The following is a 23,400-nucleotide window of genomic DNA, read 5'->3' as shown; positions in this document are numbered from 1 at the left end:
GCGGAGCGGCCCGCCGGACGCCCGGCCAGCTCAGCCCGGCCCCGAGTTGGTGTCCTCGCCGCGCGCCCTTGCCCGCAGCACGAACTGCAGATTGCGCAGATAGACGAACAGGCCGAAGCCCTGGCCGAGGATGAAGACCGGGTCGCGGCGGTAGAGCGCATAGACGAAGAGCAGCGCGCCGCCGCCGATCGAGAACCACCAGAAGGTCATCGGCACCACCGAGCGCTGGGCCTTCTCGCTGGCGAGCCACTGCACGACGAAGCGCATGGTGAAGAGGGCCTGCGCGACGACGCCGAGCAGGACCCACCAGTCGACATTGTTGACGAAGACGTCGTGGAAATAGGTCCCGATCATGTTCTGCAGGTCGACCAGCATCAGCCTGCCTCCCCAACGATCTGCGGCACGCGCTTGCGGCGCCTGATCAGCCACCAGACGCCGGCGAGATCGAGGATCCCGACCCAGAGCCGGTCGAAGAAGCCGTAGTTCGAGACGCCGGTCAGGCGCTGGCGGTCGCGCACGTCGTGATGCAGGACGTCGAAACCCTCGCGCACGACGAGCGCCGGCATGAAGCGGTGCAGCGCATCGAAATAGGGCAGCGCCAGATAGGTCTCGCGCCGGAAGCATTTCAGGCCGCAGCCGGTGTCGCGCGTGCCGTCCCTGAGGATGGCGCCGCGGACCTTGTTGGCGATGCGCGACTGCATCCGCTTGAAGCCGGTGTCCTGACGGTCGACGCGCTGGCCCTGGACCAGGCCGGCGGAGGGGCCGGCCGCCTCGAGCTGCGCCAGCATCGCTGGGATGAAGGCGGGATCGTTCTGGCCGTCGCCGTCGAGGGTCGCGACGATCGGCGCGCGCGCGGCCCTCACCCCGCTGCGCACCGCGGCCGACTGGCCGCAGGACTGCGCATGGCGGACGACCCGCAACCAGGGCCGCGTCGCGGCGAGGTCGGCGAGCGCGGCGGCGGTGCCGTCGCTCGAGCCGTCGTCGACATAGACCAACTCGAAGGCACCGAGACCGGCGCAGGCGGCCTCGATGTCGCGCACCAGCGGCGCGATGTTGCCTTCTTCATTGCGCACCGGCACGACGATGCTGAGGCGGGGCTGGCCGGCTGAGGGCGCGGGTTCGGTCACGGAGTCCAAGTCTTTCTGCGTTGCGGCGCGCAAACTGCGTCAAGCACAGCGGCGGGGCAAGTCGATCACTCGCGGACGAAGACGCTCATGTCGAGGCGCTTGCCGCCGTTCAGGTTGAAGCCGGAGATCGTGGTCAGGAGTCGCGGCGCCTGCCCCGACGCGGCGGTCGCCTGGCGGAAGCCGTCGAGGAAGCGGCCCTCGACCAGCGCCACCCGGCAGCCGGGCTCGCGCAGGAAGGCCGCCGCGACGACGCCATCGGCGCCCATGCGCAGATCGGTGCCGACCAGGAAGACGAGGCTGGGCTCGCGGTAGCCGACGGTGATGACCTGCGGGTTCGGGCAGGCCACCGCCTGCACCGCCTCCGCCAGCCGCGGTGACAGCTTGAGGCCGCGCAGGCTCGGCGCAGCCAGGCCGTAGACGCCGGCGCCGAGCAGCAGGCTCGCGACGACGCCACGCCAGAGCGCGCCCTCGAACGCGCCCTGGCGAAAGGCCAGGAAGCCGCGGAAGGCGACGAGGAGCGCGAGCGCCAGGACCGGCAGCGCCAGCCAGGGCAAGGTCCGGTCGAGCGTCCAGGTGCCGTAGAGCAGGACGCCGACCAGCGCAGCCGGCACGGCGACGACGAGGAAGGCGGTCGGACCGGCGCCGCGGCGATCGCGGTCGATGCCGCCATTGACCAGCGCGAGCAGGAGCAGCGCGGTGATCGCCGGATAGAGCGGCAGCACGTAATGCGGCAGCTTGGTCGGCACCGCCTCGAAGACCAGCCAGGACGGCACGATCCAGGCGATGAGGAAGAGGATCTGCGGCTCGCGCCGTTTCACCCAGGCGAAGGGAACCGCCATGGCGGCGAGCGCGGCCGAGGGCCAGTAGGTGCCGAAGAACAGGAGCAGATAGAGGCCGGGCGGGCCCCAATGCTTCTCCTGCCCCTCCCCGACCTTGGCGAGCATGTCCTTGCCGACGCTCTCGGCGAAGAAGTCGCCACCGGTCTTGACCGCGATCGCGACGAACCAGGGCAGGACCACGACGAGGCAGAGCAGGAGGCCGAGCCCGGGACGAAGCGGGGCGAACCAGCGCAGAGAGCGCTCGCGAATGGCGAGAACCAGCGTCGCCAGGCCCCAGACCATCGGCACGATCGGCCCCTTGATCAGCAGCCCGAGCGCCGTCGCCGACCAGAACACCAGCCAGTTGTGGCGGCTCGGCACGAAGGCGAGCGAGCGCGTCCAGTCGAGCCAGGCCCGCGCCAGCGCGCCCATGCTCGCGACCGCGCAGGCGGCGAGCACGGCGTCGGTCTTGGCGAAGCGCGCCTCGACGCCGAGCAATACGGCCGCGGCCATCAGGGCGCCGCCGAGCAGGGCGAGGCGCGCCCCGACGAAGGCGAGCAGCGCCCAATAGGTCAGGAGCACGGTCGCGATGGCGCCGAGGAGCGAGGGCAGCCGGTAGAGCCAGATCGTGGTGCGCGCCTGCGGCACGCCGAGCGCCTCGCCCGCGGCGACGCTCGCCGCCTGCAGCCAGTAGATGCCGACCGGCTTCTTGTGTCTGGCCTCGTCCTGGAAGCGGATGTCGACGAAATCGCCCGTCTCCAGCATCTGCTTGCTGGCCTGGGCGAAGCGCGGCTCGTCGCGGTCGAAGGGCTGCAGGCCGGCGAACCCCGGCAGGAAGGCGGCGAGCGAGAGCAGCACCAGCAAGAGGCAGGCCCGCCAATGACTCGCGGAGGCGAAACTGGCGAGCCGGTCCAGGCCGGAGCCGAGCGAGATCATCGAGACTCCTTGCAGCCGCGGCAGGGGCCGGAGCTTGGAGGTTGCGGGCCGCGATCGAAGACCGGGCCCTTCAAAACGGATGCGTCCGGGCCATGCCTCGCCTTTCGGGCGCGATCATGGCCGATCCGGCCGCGGGGCGTTTACGACTTCGCGCCGGCCGCGGCAAGATGCACGCGTGGGCGCAGCCGGCAGTCGGCGGGCCATGCCGGCAACCGGGAGATCGCCATGGTGAGGATCCTGCTGCGGGCGCTCTGGAGCGGCTGCCTCGGCATGCTGCTGGCGATGCTCGCGGGCCTCGCCATCGTGATGGCGGCCCTGATGTTCGATCCCAAATGCGGGCCGGGCGATTCCGGCGGCTGCGCCATGGGGCTGGTCACCGTGCCGCTCGGCGCGGCCATCCCGGGCTTCGTCCTCGGCTTTGCCGGCTACCTCGCCGTGGCGCTCTGGCGCCGGCGCCCGGCGCTGCCGACGATCCGCCAGCTGCGCGATTGGGGGCGCGAGGACTGAGCGGAGGCGCGCGACCCATGGCGACGGCGAGCGCGGAACCCCATCTTGAGTGGCAGGTTGATCCACCGGTGCCGCCGAGAGGCCGGCCAGCCGAAAAAGGAGCGCAGCGATGAAGACCCCGATCTCGGTCCACACCGAGGAGGACTACGAGCAGGCGCAGCAACGCGTCGCGGAGCTCAACGCCGCGCCCGACAGCCGCGAGAAGGAGCGCGAACTCGAAGCGCTCGCCGAGGCCATGCTGGCCTGGGAGCTGCGGCGCGAGGAGGCGCTGGAATAATCCGAGAAATGGCGAGCCCGGCAGGATTCGAACCTGCGACCAGCAGCTTAGAAGGCTGCTGCTCTATCCAGCTGAGCTACGGGCCCTGACGGAAACGGCGAGCTTGCGGCCCGCCGGTTCGCGAAAGCTTCAATGCGTCCACTGGCCGACGCGGTTGAACTTGAAATTGTCGGCATAGGCCATGCTGCGGCGCCTGGGCGCGTGCGGCTGCTCGAGCCGGTAGGCGATGCCGTTGCGCGTGGCGTAGGCCACGGCCTCCTCGGCCGTGTCGAACCAGAGCCTGAGCTGGCTCTTCATGTCGCCCGACGAGGTCCAGCCCATCAGCGGCTCGATTTCGCGCGGCCGTTCCGGCTCGTATTCCAGCAGCCAGCGGCCGGTCTTGGCGGTGCCGGACTGCATCGCGTTGCGGGCCGGCGAATAGATGCGTGCCGTCATGCTTCCCCTCGCCTCGCGGCAAAGCCTTCCGAGATTGGTCGGGGCACCAGGATTCGAACCTGGGACCCTCTGCTCCCAAAGCAGATGCGCTACCGGGCTGCGCTATACCCCGCCGTCCCGCAAGTGTAATCAATCACTCGCAAATCGGTTCCGCCGGCCATCTCCAGCCCGGCGGATGCGGAACGCCATATCACCAACGGCCGGCTTTGGGAACACGCTGTTCCCAGGCGAGCGTCCCGGCCGATCGGGCCAGCCGCCTTTCGCCTGCGGCCCTGCCGGCGTTCGGCCGACAACGGCGATGCCGGCGCACTCAGCCTTTCGCCTCGCGCTGCTTCAGCAGCTCGTTGAGCAGGTCCTGTTGCTCGTTGAGCCGGTTGGCGAGACTCTCCTCCACCGCCGCTCCCGACGCACCGGTCGCCTGCTCCATCAGCTCGGCGATGTTGCGGCGGACGATCGCGATTCGGTCGTCCAGTTCCGTTCGATCGGAATTCCCCGGCATCTCCCAGCCTCCGTTCCGGCGCCTCTCGCATCGCGATCATAGCCGCAAGCGGGCCGCCGGGCGACCGGCCGGGCGCCAGGGCCTGCTCCGCAAAGTGGATACCCCTTTTGCGATCGGCCCGTGCTCACCATTGTGATCTGCGCAAAGTCCCGTCGAACCCGCTCGGACGGGCGGCGCGTCAGCGCTTGAACAGCGGATGCTCGACCCTGTCGCCCGGCTTGATGCCGAGCTTCTCGGCGATGCCGGCATTGACCTCCAGCACCGAGAGCACCGGCTCGCCCGAGGGGATGGTCCGGGTCGAGAGCGGCTCGGCCCGTTCGGCGATGCGGGCGACGGTGCCGTCGGCGCGGATGAAGAGCATGTCGAGCGAGATGTAGGTGTTCTGCATCCACATCGCGACCGGCTCGGTGCGGGCGAAGTCGAAGAGCATGCCGCGATCGGCCGGCAGGAACTGGCGATGCATCAGCCCGCGCGCGCGCTGCTCGGGCGTGCGCATCACCTCGACCTGGAAGGCGTGTCGGCCCGAGGCGGTGACGATGGTGAGCGGCTCCAGCCCGCCCACGGGCGCATTCTGGGCCCCGGCCGGCCGGGGCGACGCGCCGAGAACGCCGACCATCAGCGCGGCGGCGAAAGCCAGCCGCAGAACACGTTCAGCAAAAGACATCATCGCGCCTCGCCCGACAGGCCACCCCGAGGCGAGGCTTGCCGCGGCCTCGTGGCGGTTCTGCGGCCAATGGCACGAAACCATGCCCTTCCGTCAAGCTTTTCGCCGGCGCGGCGCCGGTCGCATCTTCCTTTCGTCACCGGGTTGCGGCAGGGTCGGCCGACCTTCCGGCCCAGGAACGGATCAGCCGCCCCGGCGGCGAATCCGTCCCTGGCGCCGCCAATCGGAGCTTGGCCCGTTTCACGCCGTGCGGGCTCGACACATGCTTCAGGAGACCCGCATGACGATTTCCCCCGGCCGACGCCTCGCCAGCTTCCGGTCGCTGTCCACGACCGCCCTGCTGCTGGTCCTCCTGGCCGCCCCCGCCTCCGCCGCCGATCTCCAGCTCGACAATCTCAAGCTCGATCTCGGCAAGTTCGTGCTGTCGATCCCGAAGCTCGAGGTGAAGGACACCTCGCTGGACCGCGAGAGCTTCCTCGCCATCTTCCAGGGGAGCGGCGAGAGCGCCGCCGTCCGGCTCGCAAAGCTCAATGCCGGCGAGATCACGGCGCCGACGCTGGTGATGGAGCAGAATTTCGGCCCGCAGAAGCAGGTCACGACCTATCGCAACGTCCGGTTCTCCGAGATCCGCGAGGGCCGGATCGGGCGCGGCGAGTCGAGCGACGGCGCGATCAAGGTCGAGGGTGGCGCCACCGGCCCGATCAGCGGCGAGATCAAGCGCACCAGCTTCGAAGCGCTCGACCTCATGCAGATCGCCCGCGTCTTCGGCGAGGCGGCCAAGCCGGGCGAGACAGCCGCGATGCAGCCGGTCCTCGGCAGGATCGAGCAGGACGGCTTCGTGTTCGACCTCGGCGAGCAGGGCAGGATGTCCGCCGGCAAGGCCTCGATGCGCGGCTTCAAGGCGCGCATCGCCGCCGAGCCCCTGGGCGAGGTGATGAGCCGCATCGTCGTGCTGAGCAACGAATCGGAAAAGGCCGCGCGCGACCTCAACAGCAAGGAAGACCCGGCCGTCACCACCGCGCGCGACCGCAAGCTGCTGCTCGCGATGGCCGAGCTCTTCGACGCGGTCGATTACGGCAGCGGCGAGCAGCGTGACATCATCATGGCCCTGAAGACGCCGCCCAAGCCGGGCGCCAAGGCCGAGGCCGTCGACCTGCGCATCGCACGCGTCGCCTTCGGCGAGGATGCGCCCGAGAAGTCCGGCTTCGTGATCGAGGGGCTGCAGTTCGAGGGCGGCGGCGCGAAGGGTGCGATCGCCTCGCTGGGGTATTCCGGCTTCTCGTTCGCGGGGGTGCTGCGGGAGATCAAGGCGCTCGGCGACGCCGCCGTCGATCTCAAGGCGCTCGATTTCCGCCGCTTCATCCCGAAGCTCGGCACCGTCAGGATGAGCGGCGTGCAGATGAGCGTGCCGCAGGAGGGCAAGCGCGGCCAGCCGGCCGGCGCGCCGATCCAGGTCGGCCTCGGCAGCTTCGAGCTCAAGGCGGGCGAGCAGGTCAACGGCATCCCGACCGACATGGCGCTGACGCTCGACAAGATCACCTTCCCGATCGTCGACAGTGCCGACAATCCCGCCGCGAAGGACCTGCTGGCGATGGGCTACCGGACCCTCGACCTCTCGGCCAAGCTCGCCCTCGCCTGGCAGGAGGCGAGCAAGGAGTTCGCCATCCGCACGCTCTCGCTGGGCGGGGCCGGCATGGCCCGGCTCGACGCGACCGGCATGCTCGGCAATATCGGCAAGGACGTGTTCTCGGGGGACCTCGCCCTGGCGCAGGTCGCGCTGCTCGGCGCGACCGCCAAGACCGTCGAGGTCAAGCTGCAGAATCTCGGCCTCGCCGAGAAACTCCTCGAGAACGAGGCGAAGAAGTCGAAGCGCAAGGTCGAGGACGTCCGGCGCGAATACGGCATGATGGCGAGCCTCGGCCTCGCCGCCATCCTCGGCCCGTCGGACGGCGCCAAGACGCTGGCGAACGCGGTCGCCCGCTTCGTCGCCAAGCCGGGCACGCTGACGGTGAAGGCGAACGCCAGGACGCCGGCCGGGCTCGGCCTCGCCGACGTGATCACGCTCGGGGAGCCGACCGAGATCTTCGACAAGATCGACGTCCAGGCCAGCGCCGAATGAGGCGGACGGCTTGAGCGTCGCCGACCTCCCGAGCCCGGACGCCGATTGGCACCCGGGAGCGCTCGCGATCTGGTGGGCCGGCCTGCCCGCCGGCCCGCGCAGCATCCTGCGGCGCTGGATCAACCCGGACAACCAGACGCGCGTGCATCTGGCGAAGCTCCTGGCGTGCCGCCCGGGGCAGATCGCGGTCGGGGCGTTCACCTATGGCCGGCCCAAGGTCCGCTTTCCCGAGAGCGGGGCGCGGCTGTCGATCGGACGCTACGGCTCGATCGCCGACGGCGTCGAGATCCTGCTCGGCGGCAACCACCGCACCGACTGGGCGACGACCTACCCCTTCCCCGCCCTGCCGAACTTATGGCCGGCGGCGGCCGGCATGGGCGGCCATGACGCGACGCGCGGCGACGTCATGATCGGCCATGACGTCTGGCTCGGCTCGCAGGCGATGATCCTCTCCGGCGTGACGATCGGCCATGGCGCCGTGGTCGCGGCCCGCGCCGTGGTGACCCGCGACGTGCCGCCCTATGCGATCGTCGCCGGCAACCCTGCGAAACTCGTGCGGCTGCGCCTGCCCGAGCCGCAGATCGAGGCGCTGCTGGCGAGCCGCTGGTGGGCACTGCCGCCGGAAGCGGTTTCGCGCCTCCTGCCGCTGCTGATGTCCGGCCGCATCGACGAGCTGGCGGCGGCCGTCAGGCAGGCTTCAGCAGCCGGCGCTTGAGCCCGAGCGCCGGTTTCTCGACGAGATACCAGGACAGCGCGGCGACGAGCAGCGTCACGACGAGCGAGGGCGCGAACAGGGTCAGCGCCCCGACGGTCGGAAACAGCGCGACGAAAGCCTGCTGCACCGGCCACCCATAGAGATAGACGCCATAGGACAAGTCTGCCGGCGGCTCGCTGCGCCAGCGGGCCAGAGGCGGAGCCAGGGCCAGCACGAGCACGCCCCAGGCGCTGACGAGATAGAGCAAGGCCTTGTAGGCCGGCGTCGCCTGGGACAGGGTCACGACGACGAGCGCGACGGCCAGGCCCGGCAGCGACAGCGGCACCTTTTCGCGCCAGAGATAGACCAGCCCCCCGGTCAGGAAGATCAGCGGCAGGCGCAGCGCCGTCTCGACGCCCTTGGGCCCGCCCGGAGTGAGGATTTCGCGCAGGACCGTCGCGACGACCAGCGCCGCCCAGAGGCCGAGCACGACCCGGCGATGCGCCAGCAGCCCGGCCAGACCGGCGACGAGCACGCCGAGATAGCAGAGCGTCTCGTATTTCAATGTCCAGACCGTCCCCATCGGGAAGGTCAGCGGGTTGTCCGCGAAGACGCCAGGCAGTGGCGCCGAGCTCTTGAAGCTGGTCAGCGTGGCGCCGATGAAGCGCCAGAGCTGCGGGTCGGACAGATAAGCCCGCAAGTCGAGCTTCGTCAGCGCGCTGCCGAGCAGCAGCGAGACGACCAGCGTCGCCGCGATCAGCCCCGGCGCGATGCGCAAGGTGCGGGCAACGACATAGTCGCGCCAGCCGCGCTGCCGATAGCTCATCGTCACCAGGAAGCCGGAGATGGCGAAGAAGCCGTTGACCGCATGCTCGCCGAGCGTGAAACCGGTCGAGTGCGCCAGCAGCTCGTCCTCGACCCGGCCGGTGGTGACGCTGAGCGCATGCGAGACCACGACGGCCAGCGCCAGCACCAGGCGCAGCAGGCCGAAATGGTTGTGGGGGAGGCTCAGCCCGTCGGCGGCGCTGGCGGCACGCAGGAAGCCCGTCACGCGATGACCTCCGCCTCGTTCAAGCTTTGCCGCGCGAGCGCGCTGTGGCCGGCGCGGGCTGCGAGCGCCCCGGCGACCGAACCGGCATGCGCATACATCTTGTCCCGATTCAAGATCAGCCCATAACCGATTGCCTTGGCGGCATTTTCGAGGATCTTGCCGATGCCCGGCGCGGGCAGGCCCCATTTCCGGGTGACGTGGTATTCCGACCAGGCGAGGTGCCAGCGCGCGATGAAGCGGCGCTGCGGCGACGGCGCGCTGGAGCGGCCGCGGCCATGCCGCGCGCTGGCGCCGTCGACATGGACCAGCGCATGGCCCGCCTCGCGCAGGCGCCGGCAGAGATCGTCGTCCTCGTAGAACAGGAAGATCGCCGGATCGAAGCCGCCGAGGGCGAGAAAGACCTCGCGGCGCAGCAGCAGGCAGGCTCCCGACAGGAAGGGCAGGCAGGCGTCGCCCTCCGGCAGAACGATCCGGGCAGCCCGGTTGAGATGGGGCGGCGAAAGCAGCGAGCGCGGCTGCAGGAAGACGCGGCCGGACGGCTCGACGAGGCGCGGCGCGAAGGCGGCCGCGTCGGGATAGGCCTCGGCCGCCGCGAGCAGCGCCGAGACCGCGCCCGGCTGCACTTCTAGATCGGGATTGACGATCAGGATGAAGGGCGTCGTCGCCGCGCCTGCGCCGCGGTTGTTGGCGCGGCCATAGCCTTCATTGCGCGCGTTACGCAGGACGGTCGCGCCATGCCGCGCCGCGATCTCGGCCGAGGCGTCGCCGCTGGCATTGTCGACGACAATCGCCTTCACCCCCTCGCCCGCCAGCGCGGTGAGGCAGTGCGGCAGCACCTCGGCGCTGTCGAAACTGACGACGATGGCGGTGACGTCGGCGGCGGAAAAGCTCATGACCTGCATCTGCGCGGGATGAGCGGCGCGAGGCAAGAGGCGATCAGCGCCGGGCCGCGAGCGGCAGCTCGTGCCGGAGCCTCTCGCGCTCGGGGGCCTCGCAGCGGCGGGGCGCCCTGTAGGACTGCACCGCGTAGCTCGCATTGGCCGCGACGAAGCGGCTGCGCTGGCCGGCCGGCAGCCGCGCGATGATGCCGCCGCGGTCGACCTTCAGCCCGCAATCATAGGCGCGCGACACTTGCGCGGCCGTGAACTCCGGCGTGCCCGGAACCGGCCCCGCTGCGACGCAACCGGCAAGGCTCAGGGCCGCGAGCGCGGCGAGGCAGGGCCTGGGCGCGCTCATGACCGATCAGAGGCCGTCGAAGCGGCCGGCGCGGACGCTGCTCATCTGGCCGCGCAGCTTCGTCCGCTCCTCGGCCGTGCAGGGCTCCGGGCGCACGCCCTGATTGATCGTCTCGGCTTCGGAGATCGAGACATAGGCCGAACGCGCGGCGGCGAGCTGCTCCTGAGTCGCGCCGCGCTCGCGTTCGGCCTGCAGGAAGCTGTCGAGCGTCCCCGTCCGCGCATAGCCCGCCTTGCAGACCGCGGCGCGTGAGACGATGCCGGCGAGCAGGCTGGCATGCGCGACGCTGGAGGTCGATTGCGGGGTATTGGCGACGCAGGCCGACAGGGCGGGCGCGAGCAAGGCCAGCACGGCGCGCCGCGCGGCGACAGGCAGGGTCATGGCGGCTCAGCCGTCCTTCTCGGGCAGGTTGACGCGCAGATGCGCCTCGCGCAGCTGCTTCGGCGTCGCCGGGGCGGGCGCGCCCATCAGGAGATCGACGGCCTGCTGGTTCATCGGGAACAGCGCGACCTCGCGCAGATTGGTCGCCCCGGCGAGCAGCATGATGATGCGGTCGACGCCGGCGGCCATGCCGCCATGCGGCGGGGCGCCGTACTGGAAGGCGCGATACATGCCGCCGAAGCGCTCGATCACCGTCTCCTCGCCGTAACCCGCGATCTCGAAGGCCTTCACCATCGCCTCGGGGCGGTGGTTGCGGATGCCGCCGGAGGCGAGCTCGTAGCCGTTGCAGGCGATGTCGTACTGGAAGGCCTTGATCGCGAGCGGATCCTCCTCGGTCAGCGACTTCAGGCCGCCCTGGGGCATCGAGAACGGGTTGTGCGAGAAGTCGACCTTCTTCTCGTCCTCGTTCCACTCGAACATCGGGAAATCGACGATCCAGGCGAAGGCGAAGGCGTTCTCGTCGATCAGCCCGAGCTCGGAGCCGACCTTGTTGCGGGCGCTGCCGGCGAACTTGTAGAACTTGTCGGGATCGCCTGCGGCGAAGAAGCAGGCATCGCCCGCCTTCAGGCCCATCTGGGCGACGATCGCCGCGACCCGTTCGGGCCCGATATTGTTGGCGATCGGCCCCTGCCCCTCGCCGCCTTCCTTGACCATGAGATAGCCCAGCCCCGGCTGGCCCTCGCCCTGCGCCCAGGAATTCATCCGGTCGCAGAAGGCGCGCGAGCCGCCGCCGGGGGCGGGGATCGCCCAGACGCGGTTCTTCTCGCCCTCGAGGATGCGCGCGAAGACCTTGAAGCCCGAGCCGCGGAAATGCTCGGAGACGTCCTGCATGATGAGAGGATTGCGCAGGTCCGGCTTGTCGGACCCGTATTTGCGAAGCGCCTCCGCATAGGGGATGCGCGGCCAGTCGCGCGCGACCTTGCGCTCGCCGGCGAACTCCTCGAACACGCCGGCGATCACCGGCTCCATGGTGGCGAAGACGTCCTCCTGCTCGACGAAGCTCATCTCGACGTCGAGCTGGTAGAACTCGCCCGGCAGCCGGTCGGCGCGCGGATCCTCGTCGCGGAAGCAGGGCGCGATCTGGAAATAGCGGTCGAAGCCCGCCATCATCAGGAGCTGCTTGTACTGCTGCGGCGCCTGCGGCAGGGCGTAGAACTTGCCCGGATGCAGGCGGCTCGGCACCAGGAAGTCGCGCGCGCCCTCGGGCGAGGACGCCGTCAGGATCGGCGTCTGGAATTCGGAGAAGCCGGACGCCTTCATGCGCTGGCGCAGCGAGTCGATCACCTTGGTGCGCAGCATGATGTTGCTGTGCAGCTTGTCGCGGCGCAGGTCGAGGAAGCGATATTTGAGGCGGGTGTCCTCGGGATATTCGAGATCACCGAACACCGGCAGCGGCAGCTCCGCCGCCGGGCCCAGCACCTCCAGCGCGGTGGCGAAGACTTCGACCGCGCCGGTGGCGAGGTTGGCGTTCTCCGTGCCGGCGAGGCGCGGCTTCACCTTGCCGTCGATGCGGATGACCCATTCCGAGCGGGCCTTCTCGGCATCGGCGAAAGCGGGCGAATCCGGGTCGACCACGACCTGGGTCAGGCCGTAATGATCGCGCAGGTCGATGAACAGCACGCCGCCATGGTCGCGGATGCGATGGCACCAGCCGGAGAGGCGCACGGAGGCGCCGATGTCGCTCTCGCGGAGCGCGCCGCAGGTGTGGGAACGGTAGCGATGCAAGGTCACGGGTCCAGCTTTCCGGGCGTCGATGCGGCCGCGGTCGGGCACGCAGGCGATGTCGCGCCGTAACCACACGCGCAGGGCTTGCTTGTCAAGAACACCCGCGACATGGCGCTCGTTCATCTGCTAAGAGCGCGCCTCATGGACCTGATCACCACGACCGAAGAGCTGGCCGCCACCTGCTCCCGCCTCGCCGCGCATCCCTTCGTCACCGTCGACACCGAGTTCCTGCGCGAGACGACCTATTACCCGAAGCTCTGCCTGATCCAGATCGCCTCTCCCGACGAGGCCGTGATGGTCGACCCGCTGGCCGAGGGACTCGACATCGCCCCGTTCATGGCGCTGATGGGCGACCAGAACGTGGTCAAGGTCTTCCATGCCGCGCGGCAGGATCTCGAGATCGTCTGGATGCTGGGCCGCATCCTGCCGACGCCGCTGTTCGACACCCAGGTCGCGGCGATGGTCTGCGGCTTCGGCGATTCGGTCGGCTACGAGCAGCTGGTGAACGATCTCGCCAAGGCGCGCATCGACAAGTCCTCGCGCTTCACCGACTGGTCGCGCCGCCCGCTCAGCGAGGCGCAGCTGGTCTATGCCGAATCCGACGTCACCCATCTGCGCGATATCTACCTGGCTCTGAAGGCCGACCTCGAGCGGAGCGGCCGCGCGAGCTGGGTCGCCGAGGAGATGGCGGTGCTGAACTCGCCCGCGACCTACGAGGTCAAGCCGGAGAACGCCTGGCAGCGGCTCAAGGGGCGCCTGCGCAAGCCGAAGGAGCTGGCGGTGCTGATGGAGCTCGCCGCCTGGCGCGAGCGCGAGGCGCAGCAGCGCGACGTGCCGCGCCAGCGGGTGCTCAAGGACGACGCGCTGATGGACATCGTCCAGCGCGCGCCACGCTCGGCCGAGGCGCTCGGCGAGCTGCGTTCGGTGCCGAACGGCTTCGAGCGCTCGCGCGCGGGCGGCGAGGTCCTGGCCGCGGTCGAGCGCGCCCTGGCGCTCGACCCGCGCAGCCTGCCCCGGATCGAGCGCGAGCGCGGGCGCCCCGGCAACGGCGCCGTGCTCGACCTGCTCAAGGTGCTGCTCAAGGCGACTGCCGACGCCGAGCGCGTCGCGCCGAAGATCATCGCCTCCAGCGACGATCTCGAGGAGATCGCCGCCAATGACGAGGCCGACGTGCCGGCCCTCAAGGGCTGGCGCCGCGAGCTCTTCGGCGAAAAGGCCCTGGCGCTGAAGAACGGTTCGCTGGCGCTCAGGATCGTGCGCGGGCGGGTCACCGTGGGCTGAGCGCCCTACCGGATGTCGACCTCGCGGCCGAGCAGCTTGGCGAGCTGCTTCAGCCGCCCCGTGACGCGCTCGCTCGCCAGCGATTTCATGTCGTCGGGCAGGCGCAGGACGAGCCGGCTGTCGACGCAGGCGAGCGGCGCGCGCGGCAGGATGCCGGGCATGCCGGCCGAGACCAGATAGGCGACCCGGAACGCCGCAGCGAGGATGTGGACACGCTCGAGCGTGCGCGTCGCCAGCAATCGCCGCAAACCCTCCGCCGCCGGCGCCGAGGCCTTCAGGCCGGCATAGCGATAGAACGCCGTCAGCGCCAGGAAGGCGCGGCCGGCATGGTCGACGCCGCTGAAGGACGCGTGGGCGATGACGTTGAGCGTCTGCTCGCCGCGATAGTCGGGATGGGCGCGCCAGCCGATATCGGAGAGCAGGCAGGCGGCACGCTGCAGGCGCTGCAACGCCGGGTCGTCGTGCGGATAGGCACTGGCGACGAGCCTGTCGGTCCAGGCGACGAGATCGTCGGCGTGGCGCGGATCGCGGGCGCGCAGCTGGTTGTAGTCCTCGGCGCCGCGCAGGAGCGCATCGGCCGAGCGCTCGCCCGGATCGAGCTGCTCGTGCAGCAGGCCCTCGCGCACGCCGTTCGCGGAGATCACGACATTGCGGGGCCGGCCGCGCTTGATGATCTGGTCGAGCACCAGCGCTCCATAGGCGAGCAGCGGGCGCCGGGCAGAGGAGATCGCCTCGATCGCTTCCAGCATCGAGGCATCGGCCCGCTCGACCAGGCGGACGAAGTCGCTCGCCTCGCGGGCCGGCACGGTGTAGCCGTGCATGACGTTGAGCGGGTAGCCCGATTGGTGCTGATGCAGCGTGGCGAGCGCGCGCCAGGTGCCGCCGACGGCGTAGAAGTCGCGTCCCCGCATGGCGGCGAGCTGCGGGTGATGGTCGAGATCGTCGCGGACGATCTTCTCCGCCGCCTTCATCGAATTCTTCGAGCGGTCGATCAGCGCGAGGCCGCCGAGCGGCAGGCTGATCCCCTCCCCGACCCGGTCGCCATCGACGGAAATCAGTTCGAGGGAGCCGCCGCCGAGGTCGCCGACGACGCCATGCGGCTGGTCGAAGCCGGAGATCACGCCGAGGGCGGAGAGATAGGCCTCGCGGTCGCCGGAGATCAGCTCGATCGGCCGGCCGACGGCGGCCTCGGCGCGCGCGATGAAGTCGGGACCGTTCGAGGCGTAGCGGGCCGCCGCCGTGGCAATGACCCTGAGCTGCCCGACATGCATCGCCTCGCACAGGATGCGGAAGCGCACCAGCGCCGAGAGCGCCTTCTGGATCGCGTCCTGCGCCAGCATTCCGGTCGAGGCGACCTGTCGGCCGAGCCCCGCCATCTCCTTCTCGTTGAAGACCTGCGCGGGAGCCCGCGACAGGCTCTCGTAGACGACGAGGCGGACGGAATTCGAGCCGATGTCGATGATCGCGACCGTGTCGCCGACGCTCAGCCGGCCCGACGCCTGCTCAGACCTTCTTGCCGGTGCGGCGGGCGAGGCTGCGCGGACTCGAGCTCGAGAGAGATTTTCCACGACCAGACAGGCTCGGATTCGTCATGAAGTAATTATGGGCGTTGAACGACTCTTCGGCCGACGGCGGGACAATGCGTCGCGAGCCGCCATCGGGCAAGATGGTCCAGCTCTGTTCGTTGTCGAGAAAGTTCGCCAGCATGATCTGCTCGAGCAGCTGCTGGTGGACCGTGGCGTTCTGGATCGGCGTCAGCGCCTCGACCCGGCGGTCGAGATTGCGCGGCATCAGATCGGCCGAGGAGATGTAGGCCTTGGCCTTGGCGGAAGGCAGGCCGTAGCCGGCGCCGAAGGCGTAGACGCGGGTATGCTCCAGGAAACGCCCGACGATCGACTTGACGCGGATATTGTCGGAGAGGCCCGGCACGCCCGGCCGGAGGCAGCAGATGCCGCGCACCACGAAGTCGATCTGCACGCCGGCCTGGCTGGCATCGTAGAGCGCGTCGATGATCTCGGGATCGACCAGCGAGTTGCACTTGCCCCAGATCGCGCCGATCCGGCCTGCCTTCACATGCGCGACCTCCTCGGCGATGTCGGCGAGCAAGCGCTTCTTCAGGTTCACCGGCGAGACCGCCATGCGCTCCAGCTCGGCCGGCTCGGCATAGCCGGTGATGAAGTTGAAGATGCGGGCGACGTCCTGCGCCATCACCGGGTCGGCGGTGAAGAAGGAGACGTCGGTGTAGATGCGCGCCGTGATCGGGTGGTAGTTGCCGGTGGCGATATGGCAATAGGTCACGAACTGCCCGGCCTCGCGGCGTACCACCATCGAGAGCTTGGCGTGGGTCTTGAGCTCGATGAAGCCGTAGACGACCTGGACGCCGGCGCGCTCCAGATCCTTGGCCCAGCGGATGTTGGCCTCCTCGTCGAAGCGGGCCTTGAGCTCGACCAGCGCGGTCACCGACTTGCCGGCCTCGGCCGCTTCCGCAAGCGCCTGGACGATCGGCGAGTTCGAGGAGGTGCGGTAGAGCGTCTGCTTGATCGCGACGACATTGGGGTCGCGCGCCGCCTGCTGCAGGAACTGCACGACGACGTCGAAGCTCTCATAGGGATGGTGGACGATCAGGTCCTTCTGGCGGATGGCGGCGAAGCAGTCGCCGCCATGCTCGCGGATGCGCTCCGGGAAGCGGGCGTTGTAGGGCTTGAACTTGAGATCCGGCCGGTCGACCCCGACGAGCTGAGAGAGCTCGTTGAGGCCGATCATGCCGTCGACGATCACGACCTCGTCGGGATCGACCTTGAGCTCGCGCACGATCAGGTCGCGCAGATGCGCCGGCATGTCGGCGTGGAGTTCGAGCCGGATGACAACGCCGCGGCGGCGCTGCTTCAGCATGGTCTCGAAGACGCGGACCAGGTCCTCCGCCTCCTCCTCGATGTCGAGATCGGAGTCGCGGATGATGCGGAACGATCCGGTGCCCTTGACCTCGTAGCCCGGGAAGAGCTTGCCGATGAAGAGCGCGACCAGGTCCTCCAGCATGATGAAGCGCTGGACGCCCTCGCGGGCGAGATCGGGCAATTCGATGAAGCGGTCCATCTTCACCGGGACGCGGATCAGCGCGTCGAGGGCCCGGCCGTCGCCGACCCGCTCCAGCGCCAGCGCGATGGTGAAGCCGAGATTGGGGATGAACGGAAAGGGATGAGCCGGGTCGATCGCCAGCGGCGTCAGCACCGGGAAGACGTAATGCAGGAAGCGGTCCTCGAGCCAGATGCGGTCCTGCGCGCCGATATCGGCCGGCCGCAGCAGGTGGATCCGCTCCGCCTCCAGATCCTGCTTGAGCTCGGTCCAGCGGATCTGCTGGTCGCGGGTCAGCGCCGAGACGGCCTCGCCGAGTGCCGCGAGCTGCTCGGCCGGGCTCAGCCCGTCCTGGCTCGGCGTCACCACGCCGGCCTTGAGCTGCTCGCGCAGGCCGGAGACGCGCACCATGAAGAACTCGTCGAGATTGTTCGCCGAAATCGAGAGGAAGCGCAGCTGCTCGAGCAGCGGATGGTTCCGGTTCGAGGCCTCCTCCATCACCCGCCGGTTGAACTGAAGCCAGGACAGCTCCCGGTTCATGAAGCGTTTGGGCGATTGCCGGAGCTCCTCGTCGACATGAAGGGTCATATTCGCCGGCGCCGGAGCCACCGTCTTCGGGGCCGGCGCTTCCGCCACATCCTGGGTCATTCGCTTCGCTCTCGCTGTCGACGCCGCTCGTGCCACTGCCGGTCCTGCAACTCTGCTCTGTATCGTCATGTCCGCAGCCGTCCGGCCGCCTTGGTCTTGAAGCCACCCTAGCGCGACATTTCGATGACAAGCGAGGCCAAACGTCACATTGGATCGACGTCGGCGACGCTTGCGCCGGCCCTGCCGCTGATGTTTGGTCGGCATGCGAATCCCGCATGCCTTCAGACGCAGTCCAGAGAACGACCTTGTCAGAGCAGCAGCACGCCGATCACGGCGACATCGTCTACCCCGCGGCCATTCCGTTCGTGCTGGTGCATCTCGCCTGCCTGGGCGCGCTCTGGAGCGGCGTCAGCACGACCGCGCTCTGGCTCGCCTTCGGCCTGTACTGGCTGCGCATGTTCGCGGTGACCGCGGGCTACCACCGCTACTTCTCGCACCGCTCCTACAAGACCAGCCGGATCGGCCAGTTCGTGCTCGCCGTCCTCGCCCAGTCGACGGCGCAGAAGAGCGTGATCTGGTGGGCCTCGAAGCACCGGCATCACCACCGCTTCTCCGACACCGAGCACGACGTGCATTCGCCGGTGCAGAATTCCTTCGCCTATTCCCATGTCGGCTGGATCTTCAGCCGCGGCCATGAGGTCTGCGACAGCTCGACCGTCGCCGACCTGACGCGCTTCCCGGAACTGAGCTTCCTGCATCGCTTCGAACTGCTGCCGGCCGCCGCGCTGGCGCTGCTCTGCTTTGCCGTCGACGGCTGGAGCGGGCTGTTCGTCGGCTTCTTCTGGTCGACGGTCGCCGTCTATCACGCCACCTTCTGCATCAACTCGCTGGCGCATGTGCACGGCGACAAGGACTACGTCACCGGCGACGAGAGCCGGAACAACTGGTGGCTGGCGATCATCACCATGGGCGAAGGCTGGCACAACAACCACCACGCCTATCAGTACAGCGTCCGCCAGGGCTTCCGCTGGTGGCAGTGGGATCCGACCTACTACCTCATCCTCGGCCTGTCGAAGCTGCGTCTGGTCTGGGACCTGAAGGCGCCGCCGCAGGCGGTGGTCGACCGCTCGCAGGCGCTGCCGCCGCGCGTGATCGAGCGCTCGGCCGAACGGCTCGCCGCCTCCGTGCCGGTCGAGCGCATCGTCCTGGCCTTCCGCGACGCCTATGCGAGCGCTCCCGGCCTGCCGGCGCTGCATCTGCCCGAACTGCATCTGCCGACGCTGACATTGCCCGAGTTCCGCGAGGCGCTGGCCGCGATGCAGGTCCGCGCCGGCGAGCGGCTGCAGGCCGTGCAGGTGCAGGCCCAGGACGCGATCGCCCACTGGCACATGCCGGTGCTGCCGAGCCGCGAGGAGCTGGCCGAAAAGGCCGCCGCCATGTTCGTCAGGACGCCGTCGCTCGACGCGATCGCGGCGCGGGCGCACGAGCTGCTGATCGAGACGGTCCATGCCCGCCTGACCGGGGCGGCTGCGGCGAAGGCCTGAAGCCTCACTCCTCCGGGAAGAGCGAGGCGACCACCTCGTTGGCCATGGCGCGGGTGACGCGCCGGCCGCGCTCGAGCGAAAGCCGGTCGAGCGCGTCGACGAGGTCGCGCGCCGCGGCGAAGGACCGCTCCATCCGCAGCGCCAGGGTCTCGATCGTGCCGGTATCGACGATGAGCTGACGGTCGACGAAGAGCTTGACCAGCAGCGCGCGCAGCAGCGCGTCGTCAGGAGGCGCGATCTCGGCCTGCGGCGCCAGGCGCAGGCGCGAGAGCAGGTCCGGCACCTTCAACCCCCATTGTCCCGGCTCGGTCCGCGCCGTCAGCAGGACGGAGGCGCCGCGCGCCCTGGTGGCGTTGAGGAGATGGAACAGCGCAGGTTCGTCGAGCGGGGCGCGGTCGCAATCCTCGATCACCAGCGCGCCGCCGGAGGCCAGATGCGGCACCTTCGCCTCGTCGATCTCGGCGGCCCGAACCGTCCAGGCGTGCGCCCTGGCCGCCCAGATCGCGGCGAGATGGGTCTTGCCCGCCCCCTCCGGACCAACGAGGCGCAGCCAGGCGGACGGCCAGTTCGGCCAGCTCTCGATCAGGCCATAGGCCTGCTCGTTGGAGGGGCCGACCAGGAAGTCCTCGACACCGTGCCGGCTGTCGACCGGCAGATCGAAGGCGAGCTGGCGCGGCTTCACGAAGGACTCACGGTTCGGCATGGTCGTCGGCGAGCGGACCGCCATGGCCGCGATAATACGGGCTGGCGAGATATTGCCGCAGCGCGAAACGCGCGAGGACCCCGATGATGGCCGCCAGGGGCACCGCCAGCAGCAGGCCGACGAAGCCGAAGAGCGAACCGAAGGCGAGCAGCGCGAACATCAGCCAGACCGGGTGCACGCCGATCGAATCGCCGACGAGCTTGGGCTGCAGGATGTTGCCTTCGATGAACTGGCCGACGGCGAAGACGGCGAGCGTCAACAGAGGCATCGTCCAGTCCGGCCAGAACTGCACGGTCGCCACGCCGACCGAGAGCACGAGCCCGGTCAGCGAGCCGACATAGGGGACGAAGGAGAGAAAGCCGCTGATGATGCCGATCAGCGCGCCGAAATTGACGCCAACCAGGGACAGACCGACCGCATAGAACAGGCCGAGCAGGAGGCAGACCAGCGCCTGGCCGCGCAGGAAGCCGGCGATGGCAGTGTCCATCTCGCGCAGCAGCGCGCGGATCGTGTCGCGATGATCGAGCGGCAGCCAACCGTCGACGGTCGCGACCATGCGGTCCCAGTCGGCGAGCAGGTAGAAGGCGATCACGGGGGTCAGCACCAGCAGCGAGAACACTCCGACGATCGCCGTGCCGCCCGACCAGAGCGACCCCAGCAGCTTGCCGACCCAATTGGTCGCTTCGCCGACGAGATTGCCGAGCGAGCTCTGCGCGTCCTGGGCGAGCTTGGCACCGCCGAAGCGTTCGAGCAGCGGCGCGCCGCGCTCCATGATCAGCGCCTGCAGCTTGGCGGCGTCGCCCGGCAGGCGCGCGACCAGCCCGGCGAGCTGCTGGCTGAGCAGCGGGGCGAGCAGCACCAGCCCGGCGATGAAGATGAGCAGGAACAGGCAGAGGATGGCGATCGTGGCAGTCAGCCGGCTGAACCCCCAGCGTTCCAGCCGGTCAGCCAGCGGATCGAGCAGATAGGCCAGCGCCAGGGCAGCGATGAACGGCAGGAGCACGTCCCGGAACAGCATCAACGCCAGCACCAGCGCGGCCAGAGCGAGCACCCAGAAGAGCAGTTGACGCTGAAGACTCATGGGCCCGCCTCTAGAGCATGCTCTAAACTATTACAAACGATCGCGTATCTGCATTCGTGACGATGTCGTTCCGAATGCGGCATCGTCCAGAGCCGGGCTCGCTGCGCCGCTGACCCCGGGTGATCCGCCCCGCAGCATCCAAGCTGCCGGCTCAGCTCGCCATATGCCGCAGCCAGAGGGCGAGGTAGGCGCCCATGGAGGCGAGCGTCAAGGCCGCGACGACGATCTGGGCCGCCGGCATCGCGGCGCCGACCTCGATCCCGAAGGATTTCGCGCCGAGCACCAGCGCGGCGAAGACGATCTGCGCGGCGGTGTTGAGCTTGCTGACGACGATCGGCGCGATCGTGACCGGCTTCGCCATCAGCCAAGACAGGATCACCGCGGTGATGATCATCAGGTCGCGGGACACGACGACGATCACCAGCCAGACCGGGATGATGCCGACGATGGCGAGCGTGATGTAGAGCGAGACGATCAGCGCCTTGTCGGCGACGGGGTCGAGATAGGCGCCGAGCTCGCTCCTCATGTCGAAGCGCCTGGCGATGAAACCGTCGATCGCGTCGGAGACGCCGGCCGCGACGAAGAGGACGAAGGCCGCATCCCAGCGGGCGTTGACGATCATGACGATCACCAGCGGCACCAGGATCAGCCGGGCGATGGTGATCAGGTTCGGAAGCGTCATCGAAAGAGACCCGCCGGCGGAATCGCGCCTCAGGGTAGAACATGGGCGGGAGAACTGCGAAACGCTTTCGCGGAGGGGCTTGCCCGCAGCCCTGCCCTTGCCTATTCGCTCGCGCAGCAGGAGCCGGATCCGATCGGGCCGAATTGACCCGATCGGTGAATCCATCTCACAGTTCTGGTGCAGAGAAGCGAAGCCGATGACCAAACCGGGCGCCAACGGGCTGACCTATGCGCAGGCGGGCGTCGACATCGACGCCGGCAATGCGATGGTCGACGCGATCAAGCCGCTGGTGCGCTCGACGCGGCGTCCCGGCGCCGACGCCGAGATCGGCGGCTTCGGCGGGCTGTTCGACCTGAAGGCCGCCGGCTTCAGCGACCCGATCCTGGTCGCGGCCAATGACGGCGTCGGCACCAAAGTCAAGATCGCGATCGAGAGCGGCCGCCACGCCACCATCGGCATCGACCTCGTCGCCATGTGCGTCAACGACCTCGTCGTCCAGGGCGCCGAGCCGCTGCTCTTCCTCGACTACTACGCCACCGGCAAGCTCGACCCGAAGGCCGGCGTCGAGATCGTCCGCGGCATCGCGGAGGGTTGCCGCCAGGCCGGCTGCGCCCTGATCGGCGGCGAGACGGCCGAGATGCCGGGCATGTATGCCGGCAACGACTACGATCTCGCCGGCTTCGCCGTCGGCGCGGCCGAGCGCGGCAGCTTGCTGCCGCGCGCCGACGTGGTCGCCGGCGACGTCGTTCTCGGCCTGCCCTCCTCCGGCGTGCACTCGAACGGCTATTCGCTGGTCCGCCGCATCGTCGCCCTGTCGGGCCTCGCCTGGGAGGCCCCCGCCCCGTTCGCGCCGGACAGGACATTGGCCGAGGCGCTGCTGGAGCCGACCCGGATCTATGTGAAGCCGCTGCTGCAGGCGCTGAAGGCGGCGCCCGGCATCAAGGCCCTCGCCCACATCACCGGGGGCGGCTTCCCCGACAACATCCCGCGCGTTCTGCCGGACGATCTCGGTGTCGCGATCGAGCTGCCGGCGATCGCCGTTCCGCCAGTGTTCGGCTGGCTCGCCAAGGTCGGCGGCGTCGCCGAGCGCGAAATGCTGCGCACCTTCAACTGCGGCGTCGGCATGATCGTGGTGGCCGAGGCGGCGCAGGCGGATGCCGTCATGAAGGCGCTGACCGAGGCCGGCCAGACGCCGGTGCGGCTGGGCGAGGTCACGGCGCGCGGCGCCGACGAGGCCGTCACCTATCGCGGGAAGCTCGCCCTGTGAGCACCGCGGCGGGGCGGGTGCGGACCGCCATCCTGATCTCCGGGCGCGGCTCCAACATGGTCGCGCTGATCGAGGCGGCCAGGGCTGCCGATTTTCCGGCCGAGATCGCGCTGGTCGCGGCCAACCTGCCCGATGCCGGCGGGCTGGAGCGCGCCCGCTCGGCCGGCATCGCGGCGGTGTGCGTCGACCACCGGCCCTTCGGAAAGGATCGCGAAGGCTTCGAGCGGGCGCTCGACGAGGCCCTGCGTGCTCACGGGATCGAGCTCGTCGCGCTCGCCGGCTTCATGCGGGTGCTGACGCCCTGGTTCGTGACGCGCTGGCAAGGCCGGCTGATCAATATCCACCCCTCGCTGCTGCCCGATTTCCGCGGCACGCATACCCACGCCCGTGCGCTCGAAGCCGGCGTCGCCGAGCATGGCTGCACGGTGCATTTCGTCGTGCCCGAGCTCGATGCCGGCCCGACCATCCTGCAGGCCAGGGTCCCTGTCCTGCCCGGCGACGATGAGGCGAGCCTGTCGGCGCGCGTGCTCGAACAGGAGCACAGGATCTACCCGCAAGCGCTGGCGCTGGTGGCCTCGGGTGCCGCCCGGCTGGAGAACGGAGCGGCGGTCGGCGCCTAAAGGCCGGGATTGGCGCGCTGCCGCGCCCCTCGC

The 23,400-nt window shown here is 69.4% G+C and carries 24 protein-coding genes and 2 tRNA genes; 8 read left to right on the top strand and 18 right to left on the bottom strand.

Features of this window, described 5'->3' with window-relative positions; translation table 11 throughout:
• Window positions 1-30: 30 nt before the first annotated feature.
• The 3 genes from CS1GBM4_RS04345 to CS1GBM4_RS04335 all read right to left on the bottom strand — a co-directional run bounded on the left by CS1GBM4_RS04345 (window position 31) and on the right by CS1GBM4_RS04335 (window position 2,881).
• Window positions 31-372, bottom strand: coding sequence for a lipid-A-disaccharide synthase N-terminal domain-containing protein (locus tag CS1GBM4_RS04345; protein ID WP_186417576.1), 342 nt, complete (start codon window positions 370-372; stop codon window positions 31-33).
• Between the two features lie 2 nt (window positions 373-374).
• Window positions 375-1,127, bottom strand: coding sequence for a glycosyltransferase family 2 protein (locus tag CS1GBM4_RS04340; RefSeq protein WP_186417454.1), 753 nt, complete (start codon window positions 1,125-1,127; stop codon window positions 375-377).
• 65 nt (window positions 1,128-1,192) lie between these two features.
• Complete coding sequence (locus tag CS1GBM4_RS04335; protein WP_186417453.1) at window positions 1,193-2,881, bottom strand: glycosyltransferase family 39 protein; 1,689 nt, start codon at window positions 2,879-2,881, stop codon at window positions 1,193-1,195.
• Between the two features lie 225 nt (window positions 2,882-3,106).
• On the opposite strand from CS1GBM4_RS04335, the gene CS1GBM4_RS04330 reads away from it, so the two are divergent.
• Both CS1GBM4_RS04330 and CS1GBM4_RS04325 read left to right on the top strand, forming a co-directional pair.
• Window positions 3,107-3,388, top strand: a complete 282-nt coding sequence (locus CS1GBM4_RS04330) for a hypothetical protein (RefSeq protein ID WP_186417452.1) — start codon at window positions 3,107-3,109, stop codon at window positions 3,386-3,388.
• Between the two features lie 109 nt (window positions 3,389-3,497).
• Complete coding sequence (locus CS1GBM4_RS04325) at window positions 3,498-3,665, top strand: hypothetical protein (protein ID WP_186417451.1); 168 nt, start codon at window positions 3,498-3,500, stop codon at window positions 3,663-3,665.
• 9 nt (window positions 3,666-3,674) lie between these two features.
• Here the strand turns inward: CS1GBM4_RS04325 and CS1GBM4_RS04320 are convergent.
• The 5 genes from CS1GBM4_RS04320 to CS1GBM4_RS04300 all read right to left on the bottom strand — a co-directional run bounded on the left by CS1GBM4_RS04320 (window position 3,675) and on the right by CS1GBM4_RS04300 (window position 5,263).
• A tRNA-Arg gene (locus CS1GBM4_RS04320) sits at window positions 3,675-3,751 on the bottom strand.
• 43 nt (window positions 3,752-3,794) lie between these two features.
• Entirely contained in the window at window positions 3,795-4,100 is a 306-nt protein-coding gene (locus tag CS1GBM4_RS04315) for an ETC complex I subunit (protein ID WP_186417450.1), read from the bottom strand.
• Window positions 4,101-4,135: 35 nt separating this feature from the next.
• Window positions 4,136-4,212: transfer RNA gene (locus CS1GBM4_RS04310), tRNA-Pro, on the bottom strand.
• 198 nt (window positions 4,213-4,410) lie between these two features.
• Window positions 4,411-4,599 (bottom strand): hypothetical protein, encoded by a 189-nt coding sequence (locus CS1GBM4_RS04305; protein WP_186417449.1) that lies wholly within the window; start codon window positions 4,597-4,599, stop codon window positions 4,411-4,413.
• A 178-nt stretch (window positions 4,600-4,777) separates the two neighbouring features.
• Entirely contained in the window at window positions 4,778-5,263 is a 486-nt protein-coding gene (locus tag CS1GBM4_RS04300) for a DUF192 domain-containing protein (RefSeq protein WP_244607045.1), read from the bottom strand.
• A 280-nt stretch (window positions 5,264-5,543) separates the two neighbouring features.
• On the opposite strand from CS1GBM4_RS04300, the gene CS1GBM4_RS04295 reads away from it, so the two are divergent.
• On the top strand, window positions 5,544-7,382 hold the full coding sequence (locus tag CS1GBM4_RS04295; RefSeq protein ID WP_186417447.1) for a hypothetical protein: 1,839 nt from the start codon (window positions 5,544-5,546) through the stop codon (window positions 7,380-7,382).
• 103 nt (window positions 7,383-7,485) lie between these two features.
• Window positions 7,486-8,097 carry a CatB-related O-acetyltransferase gene (locus CS1GBM4_RS24510; RefSeq protein WP_280177674.1) on the top strand — a complete coding sequence of 204 codons (612 nt, stop codon included), beginning with the start codon at window positions 7,486-7,488 and terminating at the stop codon, window positions 8,095-8,097.
• Here the strand turns inward: CS1GBM4_RS24510 and CS1GBM4_RS04285 are convergent.
• Genes CS1GBM4_RS04285 through aspS form a run of 5 tightly spaced genes read right to left on the bottom strand, consistent with a single transcriptional unit; the run spans window position 8,069 to window position 12,529 of the window.
• On the bottom strand, window positions 8,069-9,127 hold the full coding sequence (locus CS1GBM4_RS04285) for an acyltransferase (protein ID WP_186417446.1): 1,059 nt from the start codon (window positions 9,125-9,127) through the stop codon (window positions 8,069-8,071). The two genes, CS1GBM4_RS24510 and CS1GBM4_RS04285, sit on opposite strands and share 29 nt — an antisense overlap.
• Window positions 9,124-10,020 (bottom strand): glycosyltransferase family 2 protein, encoded by an 897-nt coding sequence (locus CS1GBM4_RS04280; protein WP_186417445.1) that lies wholly within the window; start codon window positions 10,018-10,020, stop codon window positions 9,124-9,126. Before CS1GBM4_RS04280 ends, CS1GBM4_RS04285 begins: the two co-directional genes overlap by 4 nt.
• A 43-nt stretch (window positions 10,021-10,063) precedes the next feature.
• A complete protein-coding gene (locus CS1GBM4_RS04275; RefSeq protein WP_186417444.1) occupies window positions 10,064-10,363 on the bottom strand; it encodes a hypothetical protein in 300 nt (99 codons plus the stop codon).
• A gap of 6 nt (window positions 10,364-10,369) precedes the next feature.
• A complete protein-coding gene (locus CS1GBM4_RS04270; protein ID WP_186417443.1) occupies window positions 10,370-10,744 on the bottom strand; it encodes a hypothetical protein in 375 nt (124 codons plus the stop codon).
• Between the two features lie 6 nt (window positions 10,745-10,750).
• A complete protein-coding gene (gene aspS / locus CS1GBM4_RS04265) occupies window positions 10,751-12,529 on the bottom strand; it encodes an aspartate--tRNA ligase (RefSeq protein WP_186417574.1) in 1,779 nt (592 codons plus the stop codon).
• Window positions 12,530-12,670: 141 nt separating this feature from the next.
• Here aspS and rnd point away from each other — a divergent pair, with 141 nt between their 5' ends.
• Window positions 12,671-13,810 carry a ribonuclease D gene (gene rnd, locus CS1GBM4_RS04260; RefSeq protein WP_186417442.1) on the top strand — a complete coding sequence of 380 codons (1,140 nt, stop codon included), beginning with the start codon at window positions 12,671-12,673 and terminating at the stop codon, window positions 13,808-13,810.
• Between the two features lie 5 nt (window positions 13,811-13,815).
• Here the strand turns inward: rnd and ppx are convergent, their stop codons facing one another.
• Window positions 13,816-15,378 carry an exopolyphosphatase gene (ppx, locus tag CS1GBM4_RS04255; RefSeq protein WP_186417441.1) on the bottom strand — a complete coding sequence of 521 codons (1,563 nt, stop codon included), beginning with the start codon at window positions 15,376-15,378 and terminating at the stop codon, window positions 13,816-13,818.
• The gene (locus tag CS1GBM4_RS04250; protein ID WP_244607054.1) at window positions 15,314-17,470 is read right to left on the bottom strand and encodes an RNA degradosome polyphosphate kinase; all 2,157 of its coding nucleotides are present in this window, start codon (window positions 17,468-17,470) and stop codon (window positions 15,314-15,316) included. Before CS1GBM4_RS04250 ends, ppx begins: the two co-directional genes overlap by 65 nt.
• Before the next feature lie 305 nt (window positions 17,471-17,775).
• On the opposite strand from CS1GBM4_RS04250, the gene CS1GBM4_RS04245 reads away from it, so the two are divergent.
• Entirely contained in the window at window positions 17,776-19,014 is a 1,239-nt protein-coding gene (locus CS1GBM4_RS04245; RefSeq protein ID WP_244607043.1) for an acyl-CoA desaturase, read from the top strand.
• A 4-nt stretch (window positions 19,015-19,018) separates the two neighbouring features.
• Here the strand turns inward: CS1GBM4_RS04245 and CS1GBM4_RS04240 are convergent, their stop codons facing one another.
• From CS1GBM4_RS04240 to CS1GBM4_RS04230, 3 genes are all read right to left on the bottom strand, one after another.
• Window positions 19,019-19,717, bottom strand: a complete 699-nt coding sequence (locus tag CS1GBM4_RS04240) for a hypothetical protein (RefSeq protein WP_186417438.1) — start codon at window positions 19,715-19,717, stop codon at window positions 19,019-19,021.
• A complete protein-coding gene (locus CS1GBM4_RS04235) occupies window positions 19,704-20,798 on the bottom strand; it encodes an AI-2E family transporter (protein ID WP_186417437.1) in 1,095 nt (364 codons plus the stop codon). The genes CS1GBM4_RS04240 and CS1GBM4_RS04235 overlap by 14 nt, the downstream gene beginning before the upstream one ends.
• Before the next feature lie 151 nt (window positions 20,799-20,949).
• Window positions 20,950-21,480 carry a CDP-alcohol phosphatidyltransferase family protein gene (locus CS1GBM4_RS04230; protein WP_186417436.1) on the bottom strand — a complete coding sequence of 177 codons (531 nt, stop codon included), beginning with the start codon at window positions 21,478-21,480 and terminating at the stop codon, window positions 20,950-20,952.
• Between the two features lie 196 nt (window positions 21,481-21,676).
• Between CS1GBM4_RS04230 and purM the strand changes: the two genes are divergently transcribed.
• Entirely contained in the window at window positions 21,677-22,747 is a 1,071-nt protein-coding gene (gene purM / locus CS1GBM4_RS04225; RefSeq protein WP_186417435.1) for a phosphoribosylformylglycinamidine cyclo-ligase, read from the top strand.
• Entirely contained in the window at window positions 22,744-23,367 is a 624-nt protein-coding gene (purN, locus tag CS1GBM4_RS04220; protein WP_186417434.1) for a phosphoribosylglycinamide formyltransferase, read from the top strand. The genes purM and purN overlap by 4 nt, the downstream gene beginning before the upstream one ends.
• The last annotated feature ends 33 nt before the right edge of the window (window positions 23,368-23,400 follow it).

Origin of the sequence: Allobosea sp. CS1GBMeth4 (genome assembly GCF_900185715.1) — a bacterium.
GTDB lineage: Bacteria > Pseudomonadota > Alphaproteobacteria > Rhizobiales > Beijerinckiaceae > Allobosea.
This window is presented reverse-complemented; position numbering and strand designations above follow the sequence as displayed.

What these genes read in the sequence shown, in the direction of transcription:
- CS1GBM4_RS04335 (WP_186417453.1), bottom strand. Translation starts at nt 2,881, where the DNA reads ATGATCTCGCTCGGCTCCGGCCTGGACCGGCTCGCCAGTTTCGCCTCC.
- CS1GBM4_RS04330 (WP_186417452.1), top strand. Translation starts at nt 3,107, where the DNA reads ATGGTGAGGATCCTGCTGCGGGCGCTCTGGAGCGGCTGCCTCGGCATG.
- CS1GBM4_RS04325 (WP_186417451.1), top strand. Translation starts at nt 3,498, where the DNA reads ATGAAGACCCCGATCTCGGTCCACACCGAGGAGGACTACGAGCAGGCG.
- CS1GBM4_RS04315 (WP_186417450.1), bottom strand. Translation starts at nt 4,100, where the DNA reads ATGACGGCACGCATCTATTCGCCGGCCCGCAACGCGATGCAGTCCGGC.
- CS1GBM4_RS04305 (WP_186417449.1), bottom strand. Translation starts at nt 4,599, where the DNA reads ATGCCGGGGAATTCCGATCGAACGGAACTGGACGACCGAATCGCGATC.
- CS1GBM4_RS04300 (WP_244607045.1), bottom strand. Translation starts at nt 5,263, where the DNA reads ATGTCTTTTGCTGAACGTGTTCTGCGGCTGGCTTTCGCCGCCGCGCTG.
- CS1GBM4_RS04295 (WP_186417447.1), top strand. Translation starts at nt 5,544, where the DNA reads ATGACGATTTCCCCCGGCCGACGCCTCGCCAGCTTCCGGTCGCTGTCC.
- CS1GBM4_RS04280 (WP_186417445.1), bottom strand. Translation starts at nt 10,020, where the DNA reads ATGAGCTTTTCCGCCGCCGACGTCACCGCCATCGTCGTCAGTTTCGAC.
- CS1GBM4_RS04275 (WP_186417444.1), bottom strand. Translation starts at nt 10,363, where the DNA reads ATGAGCGCGCCCAGGCCCTGCCTCGCCGCGCTCGCGGCCCTGAGCCTT.
- CS1GBM4_RS04270 (WP_186417443.1), bottom strand. Translation starts at nt 10,744, where the DNA reads ATGACCCTGCCTGTCGCCGCGCGGCGCGCCGTGCTGGCCTTGCTCGCG.
- rnd (WP_186417442.1), top strand. Translation starts at nt 12,671, where the DNA reads ATGGACCTGATCACCACGACCGAAGAGCTGGCCGCCACCTGCTCCCGC.
- CS1GBM4_RS04250 (WP_244607054.1), bottom strand. Translation starts at nt 17,470, where the DNA reads ATGACCCTTCATGTCGACGAGGAGCTCCGGCAATCGCCCAAACGCTTC.
- CS1GBM4_RS04240 (WP_186417438.1), bottom strand. Translation starts at nt 19,717, where the DNA reads ATGCCGAACCGTGAGTCCTTCGTGAAGCCGCGCCAGCTCGCCTTCGAT.
- CS1GBM4_RS04235 (WP_186417437.1), bottom strand. Translation starts at nt 20,798, where the DNA reads ATGAGTCTTCAGCGTCAACTGCTCTTCTGGGTGCTCGCTCTGGCCGCG.
- CS1GBM4_RS04230 (WP_186417436.1), bottom strand. Translation starts at nt 21,480, where the DNA reads ATGACGCTTCCGAACCTGATCACCATCGCCCGGCTGATCCTGGTGCCG.
- purM (WP_186417435.1), top strand. Translation starts at nt 21,677, where the DNA reads ATGACCAAACCGGGCGCCAACGGGCTGACCTATGCGCAGGCGGGCGTC.